Below are 26,703 nucleotides of genomic sequence, written 5' to 3' on the forward strand. Positions count from 1 at the left end.
CCCCTTGATGAAACGCTATAACTCCACGGAAGAAATCCCTTCCAATATGCGGCCTTCGTGTAACAGCTTCAACCATAAATAAAAACCTCCTCGCAAATAATTGAAAAATCCACTGATTTCATTATGGTCTATCTTCAGCATGTTTTTTAAAAAATTTCACTCAAAAAAATAGTTCCCCCGATGATTCATAGACGAACAGAATTCTAGCAGAGTGTTGAAAATTTTCCCAGGTATGAACCCCGATTTCCTAATCGGGGTGAATAATCGGGGTTCATTATGTCTGAGAATAGTTGAGGTTTTACGATTAACTCCGTCTTAGGGCGTGGTGGGAAAAATCATGATATAATTTATTTACCCCGATTAATCACAACGGAGCCAATGGTAGATAGACTGTTGAAATTTTTCTCAAATATGAATAATCGGGCTTTATAGATATGTCATCAAAAAATATCCATTCAAAAAAATACGACATTATAGTAATTGGGGCCGGTCATGCCGGGATTGAAGCAGCTTTAGCCTCTGCCCGTTTAGGATGCCAAACGCTTATTCTGACAATAAACCTAGATACCATAGGCCTTATGTCCTGCAACCCGGCAATTGGTGGACCGGCAAAAAGCCAACTGGTAAAAGAAATTGATGCCCTGGGAGGGCAAATCGGGATTTCCGCCGATTTGACATTTCTACAAATGAAAACATTAAATACCACTAAAGGAGATGCTGTACACAGCCTGCGAGCTCAATCCGACCGCGACCTCTATCATCTTGTGATGAAAAACATCCTGGAAGAAGAAAAAAACCTTGACCTTAAACAGGATATTGTAGATGAAATACTTGCAAGAAATGGAAAGATAGAAGGAGTTAAAACCGCTCTAGGTATTATCTATGAAAGTAAAACAGTAATTATAACTACCGGAACTTTTTTAAACGGTGTCATCCATACAGGAATGAACCACCAGGAAGCGGGAAGATCGGGAGAACTTCCCGCAAAAAAACTTTCTGAAAGCTTAAAAAAAATCGGATTAAAACTTGGAAGATTAAAAACAGGAACTCCTCCAAGACTTAATAAAAGATCTATAGATTTTTCTAAAATGAAAGTACAACCGGGAGATGAGCCTCCTAAAATGTTTTCCTTTGTTTGGGAATATAAACAATATGGCCTAGAAGTCCCGAAAAATCCACAACAACAGCTTCCCCAAATCCCATGCTATTTAACATGGACAACATCAAAAACACACGAAATAATTCGGAACAATTTAAACAGGTCGCCTTTATATCAAGGGAAAATTAAAGGGATCGGCCCTAGATACTGTCCTTCAATTGAAGATAAGGTTGTCCGTTTTGCTGAAAAAGAGAAACATCAATGTTTTATAGAGCCAACTGGAAGAAATACAATGGAAATTTATCCTCAAGGGTTAAATACAAGCCTCCCTGCAGACGTACAACTAGAAATGTTGCAATCAATGCCCGGATTAGAAAACGTAGAAATACTAAGGCCCGGGTATGCTGTGGAATATGATTATATTCCCACATCACAGTTAAAATATTCCCTGGAAACAAAAAAAATAGACGGGCTTTTTTGCGCAGGACAAATAAACGGAACATCCGGATATGAAGAGGCTGCAGCTCTTGGCATAATTGCAGGAATTAATGCCGCAAAGAAAATTAAAAACAAGCCCCCCCTTATTATTCGAAGAGATGAAGGATATATCGGAACATTAATTGATGATCTGATAACAAAAGAGATAGATGAGCCTTATAGAATGCTAACGGCACGGTCAGAATATCGTTTACTTCTAAGGCAAGATAATGCGGATTTACGATTAACAGAAAAAGGGTACAATATCGGCTTAATATCAAAAGACCGTTACAATGCTTTTCTAGTAAAGAAGGATGCTATTGAAAAAGAAAATCTTATATCAGAAGAAGTTAAAAATCAGATTGAAATATCAAAAAAATATCAGGGTTATATAAAAAGACAAATTGAGCATGCAGAAAAACTGAAAAGACTGGAAGGAAAGAAAATCCCTGACTTAATTGACTATCATTCAATAACAACCTTATCTAAAGAAGCAAGATTAAAATTATCAGAAAAAAAGCCATTGACATTGGGCCAAGCTTCAAGAATAGGAGGAGTATCCCCCGCTGATATTTCTGTATTAATGGTGTACTTAGAAATTATTCGAAGAAAAAATACTCCCTCTTCCTAACAGCGCCAAAATATACTACAAACAAAAAGGCACAAGCAAAAAATGCCTGTGCCTTTTCAGATAAACAACTATAACCTTATCCACACATCAAAAAACTATCACATGCCTTCACTTTCAGAAGAAGAAAGACCAAATTCAAGTGAATCTATATTAAAATCAACAGCTCCGTCTTCTTGATTCGCAACTACAATTAATTGCATTTTATTCAATCCGCTAGATCCACCAGTCAGGTTGGGATCAAAAATTCCATTCCCTCTGCCTGTATTGGCAAATTCAGTAAAAGGCATAGACACATGCTTCCAGCCTTTCCAATCAATTGTCAATTCATAGCTCCATAAATCATCTTCTGTAGGCTTCCATGCTTTGTCAACTTCGATCTCATCATTTCCGTTATCATCATCGTATAGTTCAATCTTTAAAAGACCAGAACCCTCTCCGTTACCATAAACATTCATTTCAAGAGAATTATATTTGGTGGCATCTATCCCCAAAACGGTTCCCATTCCGCCAACATACCAATTCTTTGCTGTCCCAACAATATTTAAAGAATATTCTCCAACTTCGATATTATTCTGGGGCAACATTGAGTTAGAAACCACCGTAGGAATGATATTATCAAACACAAACCATTCCGGTCCTTCATTGTAATTCCCATCTGCAAACCCATCGATTAAATAAGGGTAAGAAGCTTTAGAGGAACTATTTGAAGATTTATTCTCTCCAAAACCATACGATACAGCAGACAAAACAAAAATCAATACAAAAAGAATAATAAGCTTTCTCACTGTTTTCACCTCCTCCATCTGTTTATCTAAATAGTAATAAATAAATTTCACGTAAAAACAACTACCCCTTAACCGCCCCTGCGGTAAGACCTTTAACAATATGTTTTTGCAACAAAAAGAAAAGAATCATAACAGGAACAGTCGCAACGGTTGCAGCAGCCATTATCAGATCAAATCTGTTTTGATAATTCCCCACAAAGTTTCTAATTCCCACAGGGATTGTCATTGTATCTGCTGATGTCAAAACCCAAGCAAAAATAAGCTCATCCCAAGCTGTAAGAAAGATATAAATACCTGTCGCTATAATTCCAGGGATTGCAAGGGGTAAAACCACATGCCAAAAAACCTGAAGGGGAGAACAACCATCTATTCGGGCAGCCTCTTCAAGCTCTATCGGAATCGCAGCAAAAAATCCTCTCAAAATCCAAACAGAAAAAGGTATAAAAAATATAGAATACATAAAAATTATCCCATAAAATGTCCCTTTTATAGGAATTCCAGTCATATCTGAAATTTTAACAAAATTAGAATAAATAGGTATCAAAAACATAATGCCCGGAACCATTTGTGTTGCTAGAATTGCGACAGAAATCCATCGGGCTCCGGGAAAATCAAACCTGGACAAAGCATACGCGGCCATTGTAGCAAAAATCATGGCAAAAAACATTGATATCCCACAAATTATAAAAGAATTTCTAAGATACAAACCGAAATCAACATTCTTCCACATATCAACATAGTTAACCCAGGAAACAACCAAATGCCCGGGGTTTGCTGCAGCTGTTGCCGTTATTTTTTTAGCCCCATAAGAATATTCAGACAAACGTCCATAAGTAGACCCCAAGTAAAGCTTATCCCCGCTTCTATCAAAAACAATAACTTCTGAAGGGGTAAAAGATGAATCAGTTATTACCGTTCCACCTTGTTTTATTTGGCGAAATAAAGACTCTTTAGCAAAAATCTTTTTAAAATCGACGCCGGCTTTATATTCCACTAAACCTCTGTTTGTCCCGATATAAATACTCTCCCCAATAACATTTAAACCATAAACAGCATTTGGATAAACATTTTTTACGATCTCTCCCTTCTTTATATTAAAAAGGAAAGCACCGCTATTCCCCGCAATAATTATTTCATCGCCAAGTCTTGAAAATTGCGCCATCCTTTCCACTCCTAGAGGAAGATGCTTTATCACAGAAAAAGATCTTACGATTTGACCACTTTTTCTATTTACTTCGATAAGCCCTGTATCAAGACCAACAAACAAACTATTGCCAACTGCTAAAACAGATTGAATCTGAGAGGGTGAAAACATGTTTTTAACTGTATAAACTTTAGAAATTTTTTCTGTTTTTTTATTAAACTCGACAACCTGCTCATACCCTTTATACTTCATTGTAAAATAAATATTGTTGCCATTTGAATGAAGAGTCGTAGGCCCAACCTTAGCCTTATCAAAGCTGGGGAGGCGGAGATCAAACTCCTTTTTTGTTTTTAAATTATTTTTATCATATCTTAATAATCCGTGATTTGCTGAAGAGACCCAAATATAATCTTTATCAACCAAAAAGTCTGTTGACATAGTTTGAGCGCTTACATGCCCTTTAGAATTTAATGTTTTTCTGTCAAGATTATTAATGCCCCCATCTGAGGTTAAAACCCAAAGGGTTTTTCCCTCAACTTTTATATCAACAACATTGTTATGAGCATGGGATAATGGAATTTTACCAACAAGGATATCTGTGTTTTCTTTCAATGATGTATAAATCATCCAACAAATAGGAAAAAGAGTAAAAACAAGGATCACCAACATCACAAAATGGATCAGGTAATCTTTTATTCTTTTTTTTGCATAATATGATATATTAATCACTGTTGTCCTCTTTTTCTTTTTGTTGTAACTACATATTTTTTATAATCAAATAAGTTTTATATTCATCGACTTTCTTCTTCAATTTTTCTATAAAAATAGAACCAAACATTCACAATAAGAATCATAGTTATCATAAGCAAAACTGAGGTCGCGGCCCCTGAACCAAAATTCCATTGCATAAACGAATTTCTAAAAATGTTCGTCATCAATAAATCCCCCCACTCACCGGGAAATCCGGCGCCAAAACCAAACATCATTATTACTATATTAAAGCTGTATACATTAAATATCAATCCAAATAGTATTAAAATGGACCATACCGGCCTTAACAGAGGAAAAGTAATCATCCAAAACTTTCTCCATCCGGAAGCTCCGTCTATATCAGCTGCCTCATAAAGCTCTTCCGGAATACTTTGCATCCCAGCCAAAAGGAGAAGCATGGAAAACGGCCAGTATCTCCAAATTGTAGGAACAATAATCGCCCAAATTGTATTTGGCCCTATTAACCAAAAAGGCTTGTCCGGCAACAAATGCAAGATATCGACAAGTATTATATTAATTATTCCGACACTTCGCTGCCACATAAACCCCCACAATAAACCTGTAACATAGGTAGGGACAACCCACGGAAACAAAAAGAGAGTTCTAATCATCCCTTTCCCCCTGAATTCTCTGTTAACCATTAACGCAACCAGCATTCCAAGAAAAACTGTCCCGAAAGTGACAACAAGGGTGTAAATAAAAGTATTTCTAGCGGCGTCAAACAAGCCTATTCGTATAGGGCTTTTAAAATTTAACAAAACATCATAATAATTTTTAAGTCCTATAAAAGGGGCCCCTACATATTGATCAAGAGTGAATTGATTAAGTTTAAGAAACGACATCCAAATTCCCTGCAGAATAGGAGTCAAATGCAAAGCTACCATTCCTATAACAGTAGGAAGCACAAAAAAATAAGCAAAGCGGTACTTTTTAAATTTATACCATTTTTTTTGGAGCCAATTACGTATCAATTTTGTCCCAATCCCTTCAAATTATAAATTGATAACCTTTAATTCTATGTTAAATTCTACACTAATTAGAAAACTCTAGCAAGAAGCAATACAATATCACATCAAATTTGATCTTGACAATTAACAAGTTTTATTGATAATATAACATTTGTCCGAACTACTTATTATGCTAGGAAAAGTATAAGGTTGAATGTCTAAAATTCTAAGGAGGAAAAATAATGGCAAGAGAAAAGTTTGAAAGAAAAAAACCGCACTTGAATGTAGGAACAATAGGACATGTTGATCACGGAAAAACAACCCTAACATCAGCTATTACAAATGTTTTAGCGCAAAAGGGATTTGCAAAAGCAAAGAGATTTGATGAAATTGATGCCGCGCCTGAAGAGAAAGCTCGAGGTATTACAATTGCTATTGCTCACGTAGAATATGAAACAGACAAGAGGCATTATGCTCATATCGATTGTCCTGGTCACGCAGATTATGTAAAAAACATGGTCATAGGCGCAGCGCAAATGGATGGAGCTATACTGGTTGTTTCCGCCGCAGATGGAGCTATGCCTCAAACTCGTGAACACATTCTCCTTGCCCGGCAGGTAAACGTACCAAACGTAGTAGTGTTTTTAAACAAATGTGACATGGTTGACGATCCTGAATTAATAGATCTTGTAGAAGTAGAAATCAGAGAATTACTTTCAAAGTACGAATTTCCCGGAGATAAAATTCCAATCATCAGGGGATCAGCTTTAAAAGCCATGGAAAATCCAACAGATCCGGAGGCAGCTAAGTGCATCTTGGAACTAGCAAATGCCTTAGATACTTATCTTCCAGATCCTGAAAGACCTATAGATAAGCCATTTTTGATGCCTGTGGAAGATGTCTTCTCAATTACCGGACGAGGGACAGTAGGAACAGGCCGTATTGAAAGAGGGATAGTAAAAGTGGGAGAAGAAGTAGAAATAATCGGCTTAGGATCACATAAAAAAGTAACTGTTACCGGAGTAGAAATGTTTCGTAAGACACTGGATGAAGGGATGGCAGGAGATAACGTAGGCTTACTCTTAAGAGGAATAGAAAAAGAAGAACTTATGAGAGGGATGGTCGCCGCAAAGCCTGGAACTGTTAAACCACATACAAAATTCAAAGCTCAAGTATACGTATTAAAAAAAGAAGAAGGAGGAAGACATACCCCTTTCTTCCCAGGTTACAAGCCACAATTCTTTATTCGTACAACTGATGTTACCGGAGAAATCGGACTACCAGATAAAGTTGAAATGGTCATGCCTGGAGATAATATAGAAATGTCTGTCTCTTTAATAACAGAGGTTGCCATAGAAGAAGGTATGAGATTTGCTATTCGCGAAGGCGGACATACCGTCGGAGCTGGAGCTGTAACTAAAATTATTGAATAGCCAAGCTGGAATAAAATTTTTATTTATACTCGCTATACTTTCAGTCTTTGTTTTGGCTGGAATAATGGCTTTTGATTTTATCATCAGCAATCAAAAGCTTCCTCCCAATAGTTTTATAGGCGAAGTCAATATTTCCAAGCTTACCAGAAAAGAAGTAGTAGATAAGTTAAATAGAAGTTTTATCTCAGAGGTATTCCCTCATTCTATAGTTCTTTCGGTCAGTTCCGATGAGAGTTTTTCTTTTTTGCCCAGAGAATTAGGGCTTTACTATCTTTCAGAAAAAACAGCAAACAACATTTTTTCGCTCCCTCAAAATACAAATTATTTTCTTAGTTTGCAAAAACGGTTATCCCAGCACTATCATGTTTTTACTCCTTCCCTTTCATTTACACCTTCAAAGACCGAAGCAATCCTTTCCGAATTGGCTCAACAAATAAATGCCCCGGCAATAGATGCAAAAATAGAATTTGATGAAAAGACAGGGGGATACCACATTTATCCAGACAACCCGAGTAGAAAACTAAATGTTGAGAAAACATTAGAAAAATTAAGAAGGGCGTTGTTAAACGGAGGATATATAGTCTCCGCGGAGGTAGAATACTCGTTTGATCAAAAAATAACAGAAGAATCCTTACGTTCAATGCCACCCGTACATAAAATAGCCTCATTTACAACATACTTTGGCTCTCATGATTCTCCAAATAGAATTCACAATATAAAACTTATTGCATCATGGCTTGATGGGAAATTAATAATGCCGGATGGTATCTTTTCGCTAACAGAACAAATAGGAGATTTTTCTCCTCAAAGAGGGTTCAGGCAAGCCTTTGTCATCTCAAATAATGAGCTTGTTCCTGAATATGGGGGAGGAACATGTCAAATTGCCACAACCCTTTATAATGTAGTCTCCCTGGCTGATTTAAAAGTTATTGCCAGGCGTAACCACTCTTTTTATTTTAACATATACCCCTTAGGGAGAGATGCTACAGTCTATCCAGGATCCGCCGACTTTAAGTTCCAAAATGACACAGGGCGTCCGATTCTAATAAAAACTACCGCAACTAATCATAAATTATCTTTTAGCATATACGGGACACCGACGTCAAAAGAGGTAACTTTTTCAAGCCCCGCTATATATATGGCAAGCCATGGAGGGAAATATATTCCGACATCGTATAAAACTATAATTCATTCGGGCGCGCCATTTCGTACCGTCGTAAAACGAACCGTAACAAACAAGGATTCAAAAGAGGTTCTTAAAGAAGAATTCATACGCAGCTATTATAGATTGTATGGAGACGGTGTAAATGTCCCAATCAAAAGAAGAGAACCAATCTAAATCCATTAAGAAAGAAGTTTCCTTATCAGGAATAGGCCTTCATTCCGGGGAAAAAGGTAAAATCAGTTTTTTACCCTCAGAAAAGGGTAAAATCAATTTTATACTTGGAGATAAAGAAATTGAAGCTTCTTCTAATAATGTCACAACAACAAACAGAGGAACAAACCTTGGCGAGATTCAAACAATAGAACATGTCCTGGCAGCTGCCTATGGACTAGGGATAGATTCTTTAGAGATAAAACTTTCGACACCCGAACCCCCTGCAATGGATGGTAGCGCGCTTTTTTTTGTAAAAGCATTGTTAAGCGCCGGCATAAAAATACTTAAAAAGAAAAAAACAATTATAGTAATTAAAAAAACTATTGAAGTAAAAGAGAGAGAAAGTTCTATTAAGGTTATTCCCTACGACGGATTTTGTATAGATTTTGAAGTCGATTTTCCCGCCTTTGGAAAACAACATTTCATTTACAATAAAAACACAGATTTTATAAAGGAGGTTGCTCCCGCAAGAACTTTTGGATATATAGAAGAAGTTGAAATGTTTAAAAAAAACGGAATTGCAAAAGGGGCATCAACCAAAAACGCTCTGGTTCTAAGTAAAAACAGTTATGTTAACAAGCCTAGATTCAAAGATGAAATGGTTCGCCATAAAATCCTAGATTTAATAGGTGATTTAGCGTTATTACAAGCTTATCTAAAGGCAAAAATTATCGCGAAAAAATCAGGGCATAAACTAAATGTACAACTTACAAATCTTATTAGACTAGAAAGTCAAACATAAATCCGCGAAAAATATTATTGCCTGCAATTTTTAGAAGGATATTACGAAAAAATATTATGCATTCCAATCTTACAACCAAAGCAACCTGGGCAGCAAACAAAGGCAACGAACAAAGAATAATGCTCTTAAATAATGGAGCGCGAAATGTCATATTTCCTTATGATTACAACCCCAAATTCCCACAAAAAGTTAAGGGGCTGTATTGGTTTGTTTTAATAAATTATTTACCAAGCTTTATTCCACTCTTGTATGGAGTTCAATTTGATCCAAAATTATGTTTTTCTCCATCAAACATGCCATTATTATCACAAAGAATTGAAAGCGCATCCCCTACTGACGGATATCTTTCCGGCAATGGATCAAGTTCTAATATTTCAAATTCTCAAATCAAAATTTTAGCCTCGAAAATTTTTGGATTGATAGACCCAAATGCCGACCCAACCCGCAGTTATACATTACAAGAAATTGCTGAAGCTTACACAAAAAACCATTCTCAAAAAATTGCCGAAGGAAAGCTACCTCCCCTTTTAACAGAAAAATACTTCTTTTTTAAAAAGTTTGATTTAGAGCTCCTAAAAAAAGCCGTAGACTATTTAGTTTTCCATAAAAGAGTTTACTGGGAAGACTCAAATACGCTTAAGTATTATAATCAGATTGCACATATAAACAGAGCAACCGCAGATTTTTGTGACAATCTATCTTCAATAGAAACCTTTCATGAATTGTTCACAGAATTTAAAGAATCCTTAGAAACAGCTCTTTTCGGCAGGGTTAAAGTCAGTTTGGTTGCGCCTAGAATAAGTGAAAGCGCATCAAGGGCGTCGCTTCAATCTTTAGATTTATTTTCTACGCAAGATTGGGTTAAACTTGACTCAAAACTTATAAACATGATAAGAGATAGTATCAAATTTGAACATCTGCCTCCTTCTTCTATCGATGAAAAAGATAAAATACGCATTATATATCATGAGAAGAAATTTGGTATTACCTGCGAGCTAACTTCCGATGATAGTAGGGGGGTTTTGATAAGCAAAAATACAAATCCAACAGACTTAGAAAAGACTTTATTAGCTTTAGTAGAAAAAGTATTTAATAGAGCAAAAGAAATTTCAGGCAATAAAGCAACTCAAATTCCAACAACATGGCATAAAGAAAAGGAGGCAACTCCTGAAGCAAAAGACACCCTTCAATTAACGCCTGCTAATGTTAGGGCAAAGGCACAGGGCTCAGCCCAATCAAGAATATCAAAGGCTTCGATTCAATTAACGCCATTTCTTGCGGGTAGTTTTTTTAAAATGGTAGAGAGAAGAAATCCACAAGGCAAAAAAGAAGAATTTTGTTTAAATATAATGAGGACCCCTGCCATAGCGCTTGATCCTGTAAAAAAAGAAGAATTAAAAAATAAGATGGTGAAAGCTTTCATTAGAAGTCTTACTCCAGTGACTTGCAAAGAAGGTGAAATTTTTGGAGAGAAATATAATATTGAGTTTATTTCAAAGTATGTTACAGATGCTTATCTAGAATCTGCGGAAAGGTTAGCGCTCCTGATAGATAAGGATGGTGAAATTTTAAGTTTTGCTTCTATGAAAAAGGAGGAGGAAGGAGTTTTTAGGTTTTCCGGAACCGTTGTTGACCCTCGCGTTCAAGGATCGAGGTGGTCTGTTGAACTTAACGAAAGAATGACTGACGAGGTTTCCAGAGAATATAATAGCCTTAGTAATGGAACTATTCGGCTTCTTGCCTTTACTCCTGCAGATAGAATTGTTGGGTCATTGCAGTTTTTAAAAAATATTTACCCCAATGTAAGAACAATGAGATCCCCTACGCAAGAAGAAAGCATCCTTATTGAAAGGTTGCTAAAAAAATATCACAAAAAATTAGGTCAGACTTTAGAATATGACAAGAAATTCTCTGTTTGGAGAGGAATAACAAAAGTTATTTTGGGCGGGCTTGTCTATGACGGGATACGTCTTTATCATAAAGATCCAGCTGTTACAAAATTTTGTGATAATATAAAAAGAGAGAATGGCGATATGATGATTATTACTGGATTGTACACCAAATGGACGAGAAGAGCTTTGATAATAAGACGTTTTTGGAAAAATCATATTGTTGCTCCTTTCCATGGAATAGGTTTTTTCGTATCTCGAAAGTCTTTTTCTTGACACTTAGGCCGCGCCAAGGACGGTGTCAAGGACGGTTGACGCTTTTTCATTAAAACGATATAATTTCAAGCGTGGCCCTTTTTGTAATTTCTAATAGTGTTCTTTTGTTGATTGCGTTAGCACTTAACCTGGGATTGGCTTTATACATTTATTTTAAAAATCCTAAAGATGAACCTTCCCGTGTTTTTAGTTATTTTCTCATCTCTTCTGCTTTATGGACGCTAAGTGTTCTTTTATTTTTAAATGCAAAAACTGCAGATTGGGCTATTTTTTTTAGGAGAATGACTCCCGTAGGATCTGGGATGATAGCGGGCTTAATATTGTACTTTAGCTTTATTTTCCCTAAACAAGAAAGAAAACTTTCAAATACTATTAAAATGGTTTGTCTTTTGCCAGGATTGATTTTTTCTTTATTTTCTTTATTTACCCCTTTAATGATAAGCCAATTATTAATAAAAGATTATAATTATCCGTTTTTAGGTGGTCCAATTTTTGGGCCTCTTTACAGAATTTATAGCGTATATTTTATTGTTTATTTTGTTTTAGGCTTGGGCAATTTATTTTACAAATATTTGAAGTCAGTAGGGATAGAGAAGCTCTAGATTTTTTATATTCTTTTTGGAATTGTATCATCTGGTTTTTTTGGAAGCATAGCTAGTTTAATATTACCACTGATGGGGTTTTCCTCTTTCTTTACAATTGGTCCTCCTTTTACTCTTATTATGGCTTTTTTTATCACATATGCCATTATACATTACAAGCTGTTGAACATAGAAAATTTTTTAATTCGCGGAGTGTTGTTTTTATTCATAATCCTGGCAGTTACTGGTACAATTGTATCTTTTATTCTTGGTTGGGGTAAGTTTTTATTTTCTTTTTATTTGGTTTTGGCAAACCTGGCTTTGGGAAGTATGGTATTGCTAAACAATGTAAAAAACAAGATTAATCTTTCATTTTTTGGAGTAATCTGCGGAGTCATTTTATGGACAATAGGAGTTTATATCTTTTTCTGGCATAATACAGACTTAGATATCCTTTTTACAAGCGGCAAGATAGCATTTCTAGGCGCATCTTTTATTCCGGCTTTCTTATTATTTTTTAGCCTTGTTTTTCCTAAAGAAATAAACCCCATTTCTAAGGTGCAATGGGGACTTATTGTGTTTCCAATTATATTTTTCCCTATATGTGTTTTTAGTAATTTAATTTTAAAAGAAGTAAGTTTTGGGGCTAATGGAATTATGAGAACATATGGATTTATGTATCCGCTATTTTTATTATATTACTTAATATATTTTGGCCTGTTTTTTCATGTTCTTTTTACGAAAGCAAGAAAATTTTCAGGGGTTAACCAAATACAAATTCGCTATGTGGCGTTGGCTTTTGGTTTTTCTGCCCTTATTGCAATTACAACAAATTTAATCCTTCCATCAATGCGAATTACTTACCTTACTTTCCTTGGACCTAATTCTACGATAATTTTGATTGGAATTATCACTTATGCAATCCTTCGCCATCGCTTAATGAGCTTAGAAATAATTATTCAAAAAAGTTTTATTTATGGAATTGCAATGGCAGCTATTATGGCAATTTATGTTATCGCCATAATGTTCTCCGAACAGTTTCTTAGGGGGATTTTGGGATACAATTCCAACCTTGCAATAGGATCGGTAGTAATAATAATTTCTTTTATTGCTATGCCATTTGTTAAATCTCTGCAAGATATAACAGATAAAATATTTTTTAAAACTAAATATGATTACCAAAAAACATTGCGTGACATGAGCCGTAAAATTGCAACCCAAATACGAGTCGAAGATTTAACAGATTTAATAGTATCAACATTTATAAAAACAATGAAAGTCTCGGAAGTATCCTTTTTGCTTTTGGAAAAGGAGCGGGGAAAATACCGTTCCGTTCCATTCAATGGAGATGCAGAAGAAAACAAATACAAATATATTGAGATGGATGCGAACGGACCAATACCTAATTGGCTTCTTATGCGAAACGATATACTTTTTATAGATGAAATAGAAGACGAAATATCAAAACAAAAAGGGTTCCAGTCTAAAGATGAAGAGATATTTTTAAAGAAAACAAGAGATGATATGGCGCGTCTCGGAGGGATTATCTGGATACCGGTAATATCAAAGAATGAGCTGACAGCTATAATATTTTTAGGACAAAAAGCATCAGGCGAAACCTTTACGCTGGAGGATATGGTGCTTCTGATAACGTTGGCAAATCAGGTCGCCGTAGCGCTGGAAAACACAAAACTGTATGAAGAGGTATTAACTGTTAAAAATTATATTCAGGATATTGTAGATGCCATGATATCGGGAGTCCTAACAATTGATGTTTACGGAGAAATAAAAATTTTTAATCCGATGGCGGAAAAAATAACCGGCTTGTCACACAATGATGTTATTGGCAAAAATTTTAAAGAGCTGTTTTTAAACAACGAAATATCAAAAATACTTGAAGCAACTCTTAAAAACAGATGTTTCAACAGTTTTGAATCAAAACTCATGGTTTCTGACCATTTTGTTCCTGTATCGTTAAGTAGCACAATCCTTGTAAACACTCAAGGGAAAAAGATAGGAGCTCTTCTTTCAATAACTGACCTTTCCGAAATTAAAGTTTTGGAAGAAAAGGCAAGACGAGTAGATAAAATTTCAGCGCTTGGAACAATGGCCGCGGGGATGGCCCATGAAATAAAAAACCCGCTCTCTTCTCTAAATGTTTTTTCTCAACTTCTTCCGCAAAGACGCAACGAAAAAGAGTTTATCGATAAATTGATAGAGACAATGCCAAAAGAGATAAAACGTATAAATTCAATAGTCGAAACTTTGATGGGTTTTGTAAAATCAAACTCTCCCAGCTTTACTCATTTAAACATAAAAGAGGTCGTGGAAGATAATGTCAAATATTTCACTGAAAAAGCAAAACTATCTTCCATAGAAATTAATACGCAATATCAAACAAATTTACCTTTAATAACCGCCGACAAAGAACAGTTATCACAAGTCTTCTCAAATTTAATACTTAATGCGATCCAGTCAATTCACAACAAAGGGGAAATAAATATTGACATAAGAGAAGGAAGGAAAATAGAAGGGGTGCTGCAGGATATAATAATAGAAATAAAAGACACAGGACATGGGATTTCACCTGAAAATTTAAAAAAGATTTTTGATCCATTTTTTACAACCAAACACTTAGGAACAGGACTTGGGCTTGCCATAACTCACAGTATAATAGACGGACATAAAGGAAGCATCAATATAGACTCAGAGTTAGGAAAAGGGACATGGGTTAAAATTATCCTGCCCGTTAAACAAGAATCATAAACCCTTGATCCCTCTCTATGACAGATAGGCTAAATTTGATATAATAAAACATATGAATGGAAAAACAATTTCTGAAAAGATCCTTTCAGAACACTCAAAAACCGATGCAAAAGCTAAAGATATAGTAATCGCCAATCTCGATTTTATGATTGGGCAAGACGGCACAAGCGGAGTAGCAATAGATTCCTTCAACAAAATGGGAGCAAACAAAGTCTTTGATCCTTCAAAAATAGCAATAATAATAGATCATAGCTCTCCATCCCCAAACTCAGGAGTATCTGCAATACATAAAAAAATAAGAGATTTTTCAAGGTCTTATGGCATTAAATTATATGATATCGGTTGCGGGGTATGCCACCAAATTACTCCAGAACAAGGACATGTCGTCCCTGGAAATTTAGTAATAGGAGCCGATTCACATACATGCACATATGGGGCTATAAATGTTTTTTCCACAGGAATCGGATCGACAGATTTAGCCGCGGGAATGATTTCAGGCAAACTTTGGTTTAAAGTCCCGGAGACTATAAAAGTTTTATATAACGGTAAAATTCAGAAAGGAATATATTCCAAAGATTTAATACTAAAACTTATTGGAGATATAACGTCAGACGGAGCAACTTATATGGCGCTGGAAATTGGGGGGGACGCTATTTCCGACTTATCAGTAGACGCAAGATTTACTATATCAAACATGGCGATAGAATGCGGAGCAAAAGCAGGGATTATGGAAGCCGACCAAAAAGTTTTAGATTGGGTAAAAAGTAACTCGCCTAAAAAAGCAGAGCCTGTATACGCGGACAAAGATGCCATATACGCAAAAACAATTGAAATTGATGTTGAAAAAATAGAGCCTCAGATTGCAAAGCCACATACAGTAGACAATGTTGTTCCTATATCAAAAATAGGCGATGTTCCAATCCAACAAGGATATATAGGAACTTGCACAAACGGAAGATTGGAAGATTTTCAAGTTGCGGCAAAAATTTTAAAAGATAAAAAAATAAATCCAAGCTGCAGATTAATAATAGCCCCCGCGTCAAAAGATATTCTTTTAGATATGATAAATGACGGGACATATCAAATATTATTAAATGCCGGCGCAATAGCGGTCACTCCAGGCTGTGGCCCATGTGTCGGCACGCACAATGGAGTTCCCTCAGATGGAGAAAACGTGATATCAACCGCAAACAGAAATTTTAAAGGGCGGATGGGGAATGTAAATTCTTTCATCTATCTTGGATCTCCGGCAACGGTAGCAGCCTCTATGATCGAAGGGAAAATATCCGACCCTCGAAAATATCTTTAACCCCAAGAAAGAGAGAAAGAGTTAAGGCTATCCCTTCATCAAGCCCTTTAATGTTATTCTCTCCATTCTCAAGCCCCCTTACATACGACCTCGAAATTCCAAGTTTTTCGGCCAGCTCCGTTTGAGACATTCCCAGGCTCTTCCTTTTTTGTTTTATTAAGCATCCAACAAGAGAAGTTTGGGGAAGATATCTTTTTGCCCTTCTACCGTTAAGTTCCCAATTTCTTACAGAAAAAAATTCAGGGTATTTTTGAGAAAGATAATAAGCCATTTTTGAAAGCGCTCTAACTTCAATTTGTCCGACCCGTTCTCCTGTTATTTTTAGTTCTACCCCAATTTTTTCTCTGGACATAGGTTCATCATATAAATAAAGTCTCGTAAGAATATCTCTTTCTGCAAAAGTTAAAGGAGAGAGAGTAACCCCTTCTCTTACAATTTCATCAATACTCCCCTCTTGAGTCAAACCATAAGAACTTACGCCCCACAAAGATATGTTTTTTAATTTTAATGGGCTCATACCTTTGGAGTCTAAAGACAATTCAACAGAAAATCTCTCTTCCCCTATTTTTTTATACCTGCTTAGCAACCATTCTCCTCCGGCCACCTTACGCTCACTATCGCTTAATTTTTTTCCTTTTTCACGTTCAAGGCTCTTAATCAGTCGTTTAGGCAAAGAATCAATATCAACAACTTCTGCAAGGGCAAGCTCAATTTCTCTCTCCTCAGGTTTATAGCCTAATTCCTTTTCAAGCCTTGTAATAATATTCCCAACCCTCACACGCTCCTCTCTTCTCCATCCCGGCTCATAAGAAATTTTGCCTGTCCTGGTTTTATCCCCTCTATTAACAAGCCTAAAAGCTATCAAATTCAACCGCTCTGCTACATACCCGGAAAACAAAACCCCAAGTTCAGGATTAAATTTATCGATAGAGCGTGGAAAATGTTTATAACTTAACTCTTGCATTAAGTCGTCGCTGTCGGGATTGCCATTTGCAATTCTCTTTATCAACCGGCGATAAAAGTAAACCAACAAATCCCTAGCTTCTTTATTTCCAGCCTTTGCAAGCATAAGAAGAAATGTCTCTTTTTCAAAATCTAAAGGGAAAGGACCCCTTAAATATCCAGACAAACCAAATTCTCTCCTTTTAATGTCAGAAAAAAAATCCAATTGTTTTGAAGTCAGAACATCAGGGTTCTTTACAACATAGGAAGCTTTTTGCGCATAACCAAAATTCCATTCCCGCCAGCAGAGATAATATGTCTCTTTTTTGCCTTTAACATCAACATCTACCAGATAATTTTTACGATAATCTCCCTTATAAAATTCCAACTCTTCGCTGAAACTGACTCTACACAAGGCACCGGGTTCAACGCCAGGAATTAAAAATTTTTCAACTATTCTATGCCTGCTTCTTTCCGCCAATTGAAAGTCGCTCATGCTTAACTCATGTTCAGATAAAAAGAGTCGCCCCTTTTTATCAGCAAACAAAACCATGTCTTCGTTCAGCAATGGTCCTTTACCCAAAATCCAGAGACCAACGGCAAAGCGCATCGCCCTGTCAAGAAAAACAGGTTTTTTAAAAGTTGCAGATGAAGGGACTAAAGAAACAGCGCCAAGCATAAAACTCCTTTTTGACTATTTCTGACATTTTCTGTGTCAATTTTCCTGTATGGGACTGTTGCGAAATGGTCATTCCCGTGAAAACGGGAATCTATTTCTCAGAAAACAAGATAGATCCCCGCTTTCGCGGGGATGACAAATTGCAAAAACTGTCATTTCGCGACAGTCCCTGTATAATATGACTGTTGCATATAATAGTATTCGGTCAAAAAAATAAATAATTTCATTTTTTTATTAATAGAGCAGCTAAAATAAGGCTTGGGCTATCAAAGAGATCAACAGAATAAGGCGCGAATGAAGGGAGCCATTACAAAATACCACAAAAACACATACTGCCCCAGAGATTAACCCCGATTATCCTAATCGGGGTTAATCTGAGACAGTATATCTTAAAATTATGATTCGATAAAGTTACTGCAAAAGTTCGTTATGAATTAGGTCTAAAAGCTTTTTTAGTGCTTCTTTATGTGCTTCTGGTATACTACTAACAAAGGTTTCTACAGTATTTCTAAACAAAGGATTATCCTTAAAGGGCTTTGCAGCCTCAATATCTTCAGGATGAACCGTTTTTGAATTGAATTTCGCCGTCATTACTGTTAGCTTGTCAACATCAGAAAGAGCTTTAAAAATTCCTCCGGGAGAATAGACTAGCTGAGCTTGCGCTAAAATAGCCTCTCTAGCCATATCATCTCTGGCAATTCTATCCCAATAAGCTGGCGATCCCCCAAGTTGTGCCATAGCAAACATTTGCACCTCTTTATCAAGATTAAGTCTTAATAAATTAAACCATATTCTTCGCATCGCTGATACAGGAATCCCAGTTCTTTTTGTTTCTGCTATCTGGTGGCTTCTGCTTGACGTTAGCTCATATACATAGTCACCACCTAACAATTTACCTATGCTCATCTTAAAAATTGATGTCTGCAGTTTTTCTTCCTTCCATTTTGGCAACCCTACAAATTTTAACGTTGCCAATGTATGTGATAATGCATCTTTTACTTGTGTCATTATTTTTTCACCTCCCGTTTGATTTTAGAAGAATAAGTTCCGATTCTCCTATGATGATTCTTTATCACCTCATTCACAAAAAAATTTCAGCTATTATAAAATGAAACCACTTTTGGTTTACTACCAATAAAAGCTATGCTAAAATTTAAAGATCATGAGCATAAAAGGAAAAGCGCGAACAACAAAAACAAAAGACGACATAAATACAGATTATATAATTTCAGGCCGTTATAAATTTAAAATACAAGACCCTTATGAACTTGCCAAACATGTTATGGAAGATTTGGACCCCGATTTTTACAGGCGGATAGAAAAAGGAGATTTTTTAGTCGCCGGAAGAAATTTTGGTTGTGGGTCATCCCGCGAACAGGCTCCGCAGGCTATTAAATACTCAGGATTACAGGCTGTCATTGCAAAATCTTTTGCCAGAATATTTTATAGAAACTGCTTTAATCTGGGACTCCTAGCAATTGAATGTAATACAGATGAAATTGACGAAAATGATGAATTAGAAATAGACCTGAATAATGGCTTAATTAAAAATTCTACAAAAAACAAAGAGATTAAAATTGCCCCTTTGCCAAAAACGATGCAGACGCTACTTCAAGATGGCGGACTTATAGAACATTTTAAAAAACACGGGGGGTTTAAAATTACATGAGCAATTTACTTGCCATATCTCCTTTTGAATGCAACTTAATAACAAAAATTATCTTTGCGTGTATTTTGGGAGGATTTATAGGGTTTTCAAGGGAAAAAGAAGGAAAAGCTGCCGGACTTAGGACTCATATTTTAGTCTGCATAGGAGCAACGATATTTACTATGCTCTCATTCATGGCATTTTCTATGTTTCCAAACGTAGATCCAACCCGCATCGCATCCAATGTACTAATAGGTATAGGTTTTATCGGAGCTGGTACTATCATTAGAAATGCCGGAGGATCTATCTCCGGAATTACTACTGCCGCATCAATATGGATAGCTGCTGCAATTGGGATGTCTATAAGTTTTGAATTATATCATGTTGCAATCTTTACAACCGCTCTAACTTTAATTGTCTTACATTCACTCCATCGTCTTGAAAAAAAATATATACATGACAAAGACAAGCCTTTAAATTAATTAGTATGCCTTTAGAAAAAACAATAATTATCCTAGGCCCAACCGCCACAGGAAAAACAAAATTTTCAATTAAGTTAGCAGAAGAGTCAAACGGAGAGATAATTTCTGCCGATTCGATGCAAGTTTATCGCGGAATGGATATAGGAACAGCAAAACCTCCCCTGGAAGAGAGAAAAAACATCCCTCACCACTTAATAGATATTATAAATCCAGACGAAGAATGGACTGTTTCAGATTTTATAGCAAGCACGAAAAAGATAATCCCTGAAATCATTGTCAGAGGAAAAACGCCCCTTATCGTAGGGGGTACGGGCCTATATTTATGGGCGCTTATTAACGGGTTTTCCTTCCCTATCGTATCCGGAAATGAAAAAATCCGAGAAAACCTAGAAAAACTAACAATAGAAGAGCTCTATACAAAATTAAACTCTGTCGACAAACAGAGCGCCGAAAAAATCCATCAGAACGATCGAAAAAGAATTATACGCGCGCTTGAAGTTTATGAACTGACGGGATCACCAATTACTCAGATGCAAAAAATGAAAAAATCTGACACAACAGAAACAGCAAATATAATAGGGCTTAACCTCTCTCGGGAACAACTTTACGAAAAAATAAATAGGCGAGCAGACAACATGATAAAAAAAGGATTGATTGATGAAGTAGAAGGATTGTTGGCCAAAGGATATTCAAAAAACCTTAGATCATTTCAGGCATTGGGATACAAAGAGGTTGTAGAATATCTGGAAGGAAGATGGACAAAGGAAGAAATGATCGAAGAATTAAAAAAAAGGACCCGAAACTTTGCAAGAAGACAAATGACCTGGTTTAAAAGATTTAAAAATGTTAAATGGGAATCCCCTGAATGAAAGCACATATAATTTCTCTGGGCTGCCCTAAAAATCTTTGCGATACCGAAGTCATCATGGGAGAACTTGTTTGTGCCGGCTACTCAATAACGCAAAATTTAAAAGATGCAGACATAATAGTTATAAATACCTGCGCTTTTCTAAGATCCGCCAGAGACGAATCTTTTGCAATAATTAAAAAGGCAATAAAAAATAAAAAACATAAAGCGAAAATTTATGTGGCTGGTTGCCTGCCAAAAATAAAAAACGAAAAAAACAGGCTCAACAAGCTAAGCAAGCTCAACGGGATAATCAATTCAGATGATATTTTCGACAGCCACTCCCCCCGCATAAAAGCTACAAATCCTTGGACCGCCTACATAAAAATTTCTGAGGGCTGCAATAACAGGTGTTCATATTGTCTAATACCTAAAATTCGAGGACCGCTAAAAAACCGTAAAGTCGCCGACATTCTAAAAGAGACGAGAGAACTCTCAAAAAAAGGAGTAAAAGAAATTATTTTTGTTGCCCAAGACACTTCCGCACATCCAAAATTTGAAGAGATATTAAGAAAAACGGCAAAAATAAAAGATATAAAATGGATTCGTATAATGTACACACACCCCAAACATTTATCAAAAAATCTGATAAAAACCATTGAAAAAGAAGCAAAAATATGTAAATACATAGACTTGCCTATCCAACATATTTGTGATAATATTTTAAAAAAGATGAGGAGAGGAGTCTCCTCTTCTGATGTTCAGGGTTTGATAGAAACCCTACGAAATGAAATAAAGGGCTTAGTTTTAAGAACAAGTTTAATTGTCGGTTTTCCAGGAGAAAAAGAGGGAGAATTCTTAAAACTTGCCGATTTCATAAAAAAAATGCAGTTTGAAAGGTTGGGAATTTTTAAATATAGCAAAGAAGAAGGGACATCTGCAGCAAAATTAAGGGGGCAGATTCCCGAAAAAGTTAAAGAATTTAGGTTTCACAAGTTAATGGCTTTGCAGAACCAAATATCTAAGGGGCTGAATAAAAAATTGATCGGTAAAACATTCGAAGTTTTAATAGAAAAAATCGGTAAAAACTTCTGTATAGGACGAACTTATATGGATGCGCCAGATATAGATGGTTCTGTAAAAATATTTAATCCCAATTTAAAATTGGGCAGGTTCGTTAAAGCTAAAATTGTCAAAGCGTCTGCTTACGATCTTGAAGCCGTTTTAACCTGAATATCCCAAATCTTTTAACTTCGTTTAGAATTGCTTTAATCCCCTTACTTGTAACCTTGTTGTATTTAAACAAATACTACTTGGCATCAGCGTTATTTACAGTGTTGGCTATAACCGATTTTTTTGACGGTTATCTGGCGCGTAAAAACAAAGAAGTGACAAATTTTGGCAAGCTGATGGATCCTATTGCTGATAAAGTTCTTGTCATATCAGCATTGATAATCTTAACAGAAAAGGGGATGGCAGCATCCCTGCCGGTTGTAATAATTTCTGTTAGAGAAATTTTTATAAGTGGATGGAGAGCCCATTTGGGAGCAGAAGGCAAAATAATAGCCGCGGGATTGTCTGGAAAGGCTAAAACAGTTATGCAAGTCTTAGCTGTTTTAATGCTTATGTTAGAAATCCCTTTTGGAAATTTATGCCTATGGATCGCAATGATCCTTTCTGTGTATTCCGGAGTTGAATATATACATCTCCACGCCAAAAAATTTGGTATGGAGCTAAAGTAGATAAAACAATGGAAAGAGAAAATATAAAACCCATAGAGGTTAAACTTGAAGACTTTTATAGTAAAATTTTAAGTTCGTTGGGGAAAATAACAGATTTTGAAATTGCTGAGCTATTAAAAACCAGTCATCAGACAATAGCTACAGCAGAATCTATGACAGGAGGAATGATAGCTGCAAGGCTGACAAACATTCCTGGAAGTTCTGATTATTTTATAGGTGGGGTTATAAGTTATCATGACAGGATAAAAATACAGGAACTGCAAATCCCGCCAAAAATTTTTGCACAAGAAGGGGCTGTAAGCGCAAAGATTGCCACTTTAATGGCCGAAGGAATAAAGCGAAAATTTAAAACAGATATTGGACTTGCAATTACAGGTTGTGCAGGTCCGGATCCGCTACCTCCCGCTCCAGTAGGGTTAGTATATTTATCACTTGTAACAAATGCATCAAGTGAATGCAAAGAGTTAACTCTTGAAAGGACGCGAAGTGAAATAAGGGAGAAAGCAACCCAGGCTGCAATGGGGCTTTTATGGTTTCACTTAGGTGGCGGAACAAAACTTTAGTTAAGGTGCAAAGATAAAAAGTCTTATGCACAAGTAAAAAAAGGAGGAAGTAAAATGTCAAATGAAAAGGCAAAAGCACTGGAGATGGCAATATCTCAAATAGAAAAAAATTTCGGTAAAGGGTCCATCATGAAAATGGGGGAAGCAAGCAAATTGCATGTTGAAGTTATTTCAACAGGCAGCATAGGATTAGATTCAGTGTTAGGGGTTGGAGGTTTTCCGAGGGGAAGGATTATTGAAATTTTCGGGCCTGAGTCAGGAGGAAAAACAACTGTATCGCTACAGGCTATTGGCGCAGCACAAAAACAAGGAGGGACAGCAGCTTTTATAGACGCGGAACATTCCATGGATCCATTATATGCAAAAAAAATAGGCGTAGACACGCAAAACCTTTTGATTTCGCAGCCAGACTATGGAGAACAAGCTCTGGAAATTTGTGAAACATTGGTCAGGTCAAATGCTTTGGATATAATTGTGATCGACTCCGTGGCAGCCTTGGTGCCAAAGGCGGAAGTCGAAGGGGAAATGGGAGATTCTCATATCGGCCTACAAGCGAGGCTTATGTCCCAGGCTCTGCGAAAGCTAACAGCAGTTGTTTCAAAGTCTAAAACTGTCCTTATTTTTATCAACCAATTACGAGAAAAAGTTGGAGTAATGTTTGGAAGTCCGGAAACAACGCCAGGAGGGAGAGCTTTAAAGTTCTATTCATCATTAAGGTTAGATGTTAGGGCTCAGGAAAAAATAAAAGAAGGGGAAAAAATCATTGGAACAAGAGTAAAAATAAAAGTAGTAAAAAATAAAGTTGCCCCTCCGTTCACATCAACATCATTTGTATTAATTCATGGGGAAGGAATTTCTCATGAGGCAGAATTACTTGATATGGGAACTAATTATGACATCGTAGAAAAAAGCGGTTCATGGTACGCATTTGAAGGAGAAAAATTAGGCCAAGGATATGATGCAAGTTTAAAATTTCTAAGTGAACATTCGGCGATTTCCAATAAAATAGAAACAAAAATCCGCCAAAAAATAGAAGAAGCAAAAAAAACAAGCGAAGAAAAACGTTCCGTCGCAACGAGTTCGCGAACAGTTGCAACCAGTTCTCGAAAAGATATAAAAAAAGCAGTTAACCAAGCAACTGCCTAAAAAAAACTAGTTAAAGGAGTGATAAAATAATGGAAACACAATTTTTAATGTATTTAGGCGTACTTATTGTAATAATTTTAATCGCAGCAATTATATACCTTATTGCAAGACAAAAATACAGCGACGACAAAGTCAAAGTTGCAGAGGAAACAGCAAAAAGGATCCTCGAAGAGGCCAAGAGAAATGCGGAAACCAAAAAGAAAGAGGCTCTGCTTGAAGCAAAAGAAGAAGCTGTCCGTCTGCGGCAAGAATTTGAAAAAGAATCGAAAGAGAGAAAAACAGAGCTCGGAAACATTGAACGCAGGCTGCTCCAAAGAGAAGAATACCTTGAGAAAAAAGAAAAAAACATAGATACCGAAGAGCTAAAACTAAAAGAACAGCTTGAAAATGTTGAAAAAACAAAAGAAGAGCTAAAACATGTTTTATCAGAACACATAAAAGAGCTGGAGAAAGCCTCATCTCTTCCAAAGGAAGAGGCCAAAAAGATTCTGCTTCAAAATTTAGAAAAAGAATTAGAAAGAGACGCAGCTCTTAGAATAAGCAAAAATGAAGAAAAAATAAAGCAGGAGTCGGAAAAAAAGGCCCGCGAAATTCTAGTAACAGCTATTCAAAGATGCTCTGTGGATCATGTCGTTGAAACCACCACCTCAGTAGTAGAACTTCCCTCCGATGAAATGAAAGGAAGAATTATAGGTCGTGAAGGGAGAAATATCAGAGCATTTGAAACATTAACAGGGGTTGATTTAGTCGTTGACGACACACCGGAAGCTGTTATTATTTCGAGTTTTGATCCGCTAAGAAGGGAGACAGCGCGAAGAACTCTTGAAAAATTAATTGTTGACGGACGTATCCACCCCGCACGAGTTGAAGAGATGTACAACAAATCCAAAGAAGAACTGAAGGTCGCAATGTGGGAAGCAGGAGAAAAGGCAGTAATGGAAACAGATATACATGGCGTTCCTCCTGTCTTAATTCAATTGCTTGGAAGATTAAAATACAGAACAAGTTACGGTCAAAATGTTTTGCAACATTCAATTGAAATGGCGCATCTTGCCGGAATGCTTGCCTCAGAACTGGGAGTAAATGTTAAGCTTGCAAAACGAGGTGCGCTACTTCACGACATAGGAAAAGCAATCGACCAGGAAGTAGAAGGAACACACGTAAAATTAGGAGTTTTGTTCGCTCAAAAAGCAGGAGAAAGCCCCGAAGTAATTCATGCCATAGAAGCCCATCACGAAGATGTTCAGCCAAAAACCATTGAAGCCGTACTTGTGATGGTAGCAGATACAATTTCAAGCTCCCGTCCAGGCGCTAGGCGCGATAGTTTGGAATCATATGTAAAACGTCTAGAAAAACTCGAATCAGTGGCAAAGTCTTTCGAGGGAGTAGAAAAATGTTTCGCTATACAAGCAGGTCGCGAAATTAGAGTTATAGTCCAACCTGATAAAATAGACGATATAATGTCGGCAAAATTAGCTCATGATATTGCTAAAAAGATTGAGACTGAGCTTGAATATCCCGGAGAGATAAAAGTTACTGTAATTAGAGAGACAAGAAGTACAGATGTTGCAAAATAAAACTGTTAATATTTTATTTATAGGAGATATTATAGGCTCTCTCGGAAGAAAAGTTACACAGAATATACTCCCGGAATTAAAAAGAGAGCTAAACGTAGATATTACTATTGCTCAGGGTGAAAACTCCGCCCATGGTTATGGCATAACCAAAAAAATTTACAATTGGTTTTCTGATATAGGAATTAATGTTATAACCATGGGAAATCATGTATGGGATAAAAAAGAGATCATAAAAGATGCTGCAAGCTTTGAAATGATGGCAAGGCCCGCTAATTTTCCTCTTGAAAAAGGGGTTCCAGGCAAGGAATACGTTATAGAAAAAACAAAAGACGGCCATAGAATAGCAGTTGTATCCCTTGTTGGGCGTGTATTTATGTCTCCACTTGATTGTCCTTTTCAAGCAAGCGATAGAATATTAAAAGAGATAGAAAAAGATGCAGATATCATTATTATAGATATACACGCAGAAGCAACCTCTGAAAAAGTAGCTTTAAGTTATTATTTAGACGGTAAAGTTTCGGCTATCTTTGGCACGCACACCCATGTTATTACCGCAGATGAGAGGATATTGCCTGGTGGAACAGCATACATCACAGATGTCGGAATGGTTGGAGGAAAAAATTCTATAATTGGCATGAAAAAAGAGCAGATTTTAAAAAAATTTATAACCGGCATGCACGAAAAATTTGAGCCGGTAGAAGAAGACGATGGAATATTTAATGCGGTATTTGCCCAAATAGATTCAAAAACAGGTAGAGCTGTAAGCATAAAAAAAATCATAAAAACAATAGATGACCCTTTTAACCCCGATCATTCACTATAGAACCAGAAATTAACTCCGATTATGAT

22 protein-coding genes are annotated in these 26,703 nt (G+C 36.3%); 17 read left to right on the plus strand and 5 right to left on the minus strand.

The window, feature by feature from the left end; all coding sequences use genetic code 11:
- Positions 1-434 precede the first annotated feature (434 nt).
- Entirely contained in the window at positions 435-2,207 is a 1,773-nt protein-coding gene (locus tag A2290_01445) for a tRNA uridine-5-carboxymethylaminomethyl(34) synthesis enzyme MnmG (protein ID OGC14976.1), read from the plus strand.
- Positions 2,208-2,305: 98 nt separating this feature from the next.
- Here the strand turns inward: A2290_01445 and A2290_01450 are convergent, their stop codons facing one another.
- The 3 genes from A2290_01450 to A2290_01460 form a co-directional block, all read right to left on the minus strand.
- A complete protein-coding gene (locus A2290_01450) occupies positions 2,306-2,992 on the minus strand; it encodes a hypothetical protein (protein OGC14977.1) in 687 nt (228 codons plus the stop codon).
- Between the two features lie 61 nt (positions 2,993-3,053).
- Positions 3,054-3,785 (minus strand): ABC transporter permease, encoded by a 732-nt coding sequence (locus A2290_01455; protein ID OGC15025.1) that lies wholly within the window; start codon positions 3,783-3,785, stop codon positions 3,054-3,056.
- A gap of 1,142 nt (positions 3,786-4,927) precedes the next feature.
- Positions 4,928-5,890, minus strand: coding sequence for an ABC transporter permease (locus A2290_01460; protein OGC14978.1), 963 nt, complete (start codon positions 5,888-5,890; stop codon positions 4,928-4,930).
- 206 nt (positions 5,891-6,096) lie between these two features.
- Here A2290_01460 and A2290_01465 point away from each other — a divergent pair, with 206 nt between their 5' ends.
- From A2290_01465 to A2290_01495, 7 genes are all read left to right on the plus strand, one after another.
- Positions 6,097-7,287 carry a translation elongation factor Tu gene (locus A2290_01465; protein ID OGC14979.1) on the plus strand — a complete coding sequence of 397 codons (1,191 nt, stop codon included), beginning with the start codon at positions 6,097-6,099 and terminating at the stop codon, positions 7,285-7,287.
- Positions 7,280-8,626 carry a hypothetical protein gene (locus A2290_01470; GenBank protein OGC14980.1) on the plus strand — a complete coding sequence of 449 codons (1,347 nt, stop codon included), beginning with the start codon at positions 7,280-7,282 and terminating at the stop codon, positions 8,624-8,626. Before A2290_01465 ends, A2290_01470 begins: the two co-directional genes overlap by 8 nt.
- On the plus strand, positions 8,595-9,407 hold the full coding sequence (locus tag A2290_01475; protein OGC14981.1) for a UDP-3-O-[3-hydroxymyristoyl] N-acetylglucosamine deacetylase: 813 nt from the start codon (positions 8,595-8,597) through the stop codon (positions 9,405-9,407). The genes A2290_01470 and A2290_01475 overlap by 32 nt, the downstream gene beginning before the upstream one ends.
- A gap of 56 nt (positions 9,408-9,463) precedes the next feature.
- On the plus strand, positions 9,464-11,572 hold the full coding sequence (locus tag A2290_01480) for a hypothetical protein (protein ID OGC14982.1): 2,109 nt from the start codon (positions 9,464-9,466) through the stop codon (positions 11,570-11,572).
- A 71-nt stretch (positions 11,573-11,643) separates the two neighbouring features.
- The gene (locus A2290_01485; GenBank protein OGC14983.1) at positions 11,644-12,174 is read left to right on the plus strand and encodes a hypothetical protein; all 531 of its coding nucleotides are present in this window, start codon (positions 11,644-11,646) and stop codon (positions 12,172-12,174) included.
- A 72-nt stretch (positions 12,175-12,246) separates the two neighbouring features.
- Positions 12,247-14,919, plus strand: a complete 2,673-nt coding sequence (locus A2290_01490) for a hypothetical protein (protein ID OGC14984.1) — start codon at positions 12,247-12,249, stop codon at positions 14,917-14,919.
- A gap of 52 nt (positions 14,920-14,971) precedes the next feature.
- Positions 14,972-16,228 carry a 3-isopropylmalate dehydratase large subunit gene (locus A2290_01495; protein OGC14985.1) on the plus strand — a complete coding sequence of 419 codons (1,257 nt, stop codon included), beginning with the start codon at positions 14,972-14,974 and terminating at the stop codon, positions 16,226-16,228.
- Here the strand turns inward: A2290_01495 and A2290_01500 are convergent.
- Positions 16,185-17,849 carry a hypothetical protein gene (locus A2290_01500; GenBank protein OGC14986.1) on the minus strand — a complete coding sequence of 555 codons (1,665 nt, stop codon included), beginning with the start codon at positions 17,847-17,849 and terminating at the stop codon, positions 16,185-16,187. The two genes, A2290_01495 and A2290_01500, sit on opposite strands and share 44 nt — an antisense overlap.
- A 411-nt stretch (positions 17,850-18,260) precedes the next feature.
- A complete protein-coding gene (locus A2290_01505) occupies positions 18,261-18,857 on the minus strand; it encodes a hypothetical protein (protein OGC14987.1) in 597 nt (198 codons plus the stop codon).
- Between the two features lie 154 nt (positions 18,858-19,011).
- On the opposite strand from A2290_01505, the gene A2290_01510 reads away from it, so the two are divergent.
- The 9 genes from A2290_01510 to A2290_01550 all read left to right on the plus strand — a co-directional run bounded on the left by A2290_01510 (position 19,012) and on the right by A2290_01550 (position 26,677).
- Entirely contained in the window at positions 19,012-19,518 is a 507-nt protein-coding gene (locus tag A2290_01510) for a 3-isopropylmalate dehydratase (protein ID OGC14988.1), read from the plus strand.
- Positions 19,515-19,979, plus strand: a complete 465-nt coding sequence (locus tag A2290_01515; GenBank protein ID OGC14989.1) for a hypothetical protein — start codon at positions 19,515-19,517, stop codon at positions 19,977-19,979. Before A2290_01510 ends, A2290_01515 begins: the two co-directional genes overlap by 4 nt.
- Before the next feature lie 5 nt (positions 19,980-19,984).
- A complete protein-coding gene (locus A2290_01520) occupies positions 19,985-20,848 on the plus strand; it encodes a tRNA (adenosine(37)-N6)-dimethylallyltransferase MiaA (GenBank protein ID OGC14990.1) in 864 nt (287 codons plus the stop codon).
- The gene (locus tag A2290_01525) at positions 20,845-22,059 is read left to right on the plus strand and encodes a ribosomal protein S12 methylthiotransferase RimO (GenBank protein OGC14991.1); all 1,215 of its coding nucleotides are present in this window, start codon (positions 20,845-20,847) and stop codon (positions 22,057-22,059) included. The genes A2290_01520 and A2290_01525 overlap by 4 nt, the downstream gene beginning before the upstream one ends.
- Entirely contained in the window at positions 22,056-22,568 is a 513-nt protein-coding gene (locus A2290_01530; GenBank protein ID OGC14992.1) for a CDP-diacylglycerol--glycerol-3-phosphate 3-phosphatidyltransferase, read from the plus strand. The genes A2290_01525 and A2290_01530 overlap by 4 nt, the downstream gene beginning before the upstream one ends.
- A gap of 65 nt (positions 22,569-22,633) precedes the next feature.
- Positions 22,634-23,131: a hypothetical protein gene (locus A2290_01535; protein OGC15026.1), complete on the plus strand. Its 498-nt coding sequence runs from the start codon at positions 22,634-22,636 to the stop codon at positions 23,129-23,131.
- A gap of 54 nt (positions 23,132-23,185) precedes the next feature.
- A complete protein-coding gene (locus tag A2290_01540) occupies positions 23,186-24,277 on the plus strand; it encodes a recombinase RecA (protein ID OGC14993.1) in 1,092 nt (363 codons plus the stop codon).
- Between the two features lie 47 nt (positions 24,278-24,324).
- Positions 24,325-25,854: a ribonuclease Y gene (locus A2290_01545; GenBank protein ID OGC15027.1), complete on the plus strand. Its 1,530-nt coding sequence runs from the start codon at positions 24,325-24,327 to the stop codon at positions 25,852-25,854.
- Positions 25,841-26,677, plus strand: a complete 837-nt coding sequence (locus tag A2290_01550; GenBank protein ID OGC14994.1) for a metallophosphoesterase — start codon at positions 25,841-25,843, stop codon at positions 26,675-26,677. Before A2290_01545 ends, A2290_01550 begins: the two co-directional genes overlap by 14 nt.
- The last annotated feature ends 26 nt before the right edge of the window (positions 26,678-26,703 follow it).

The sequence above is a fragment of the candidate division WOR-1 bacterium RIFOXYB2_FULL_36_35 genome (assembly GCA_001771505.1).
GTDB lineage: Bacteria > Margulisbacteria > WOR-1 > XYC2-FULL-46-14 > XYC2-FULL-37-10 > XYB2-FULL-36-35.

Coding starts and splice junctions, on each gene's coding strand:
- A2290_01495 (OGC14985.1), top strand. CDS start 14,972: ATGAATGGAAAAACAATTTCTGAAAAGATCCTTTCAGAACACTCAAAA.
- A2290_01540 (OGC14993.1), top strand. CDS start 23,186: ATGTCAAATGAAAAGGCAAAAGCACTGGAGATGGCAATATCTCAAATA.
- A2290_01545 (OGC15027.1), top strand. CDS start 24,325: ATGTATTTAGGCGTACTTATTGTAATAATTTTAATCGCAGCAATTATA.
- A2290_01505 (OGC14987.1), bottom strand. CDS start 18,857: ATGACACAAGTAAAAGATGCATTATCACATACATTGGCAACGTTAAAA.
- A2290_01500 (OGC14986.1), bottom strand. CDS start 17,849: ATGCTTGGCGCTGTTTCTTTAGTCCCTTCATCTGCAACTTTTAAAAAA.
- A2290_01490 (OGC14984.1), top strand. CDS start 12,247: ATGGGGTTTTCCTCTTTCTTTACAATTGGTCCTCCTTTTACTCTTATT.
- A2290_01475 (OGC14981.1), top strand. CDS start 8,595: ATGTCCCAATCAAAAGAAGAGAACCAATCTAAATCCATTAAGAAAGAA.
- A2290_01510 (OGC14988.1), top strand. CDS start 19,012: ATGAGCATAAAAGGAAAAGCGCGAACAACAAAAACAAAAGACGACATA.
- A2290_01445 (OGC14976.1), top strand. CDS start 435: ATGTCATCAAAAAATATCCATTCAAAAAAATACGACATTATAGTAATT.
- A2290_01525 (OGC14991.1), top strand. CDS start 20,845: ATGAAAGCACATATAATTTCTCTGGGCTGCCCTAAAAATCTTTGCGAT.
- A2290_01550 (OGC14994.1), top strand. CDS start 25,841: ATGTTGCAAAATAAAACTGTTAATATTTTATTTATAGGAGATATTATA.
- A2290_01515 (OGC14989.1), top strand. CDS start 19,515: ATGAGCAATTTACTTGCCATATCTCCTTTTGAATGCAACTTAATAACA.
- A2290_01480 (OGC14982.1), top strand. CDS start 9,464: ATGCATTCCAATCTTACAACCAAAGCAACCTGGGCAGCAAACAAAGGC.
- A2290_01520 (OGC14990.1), top strand. CDS start 19,985: ATGCCTTTAGAAAAAACAATAATTATCCTAGGCCCAACCGCCACAGGA.
- A2290_01465 (OGC14979.1), top strand. CDS start 6,097: ATGGCAAGAGAAAAGTTTGAAAGAAAAAAACCGCACTTGAATGTAGGA.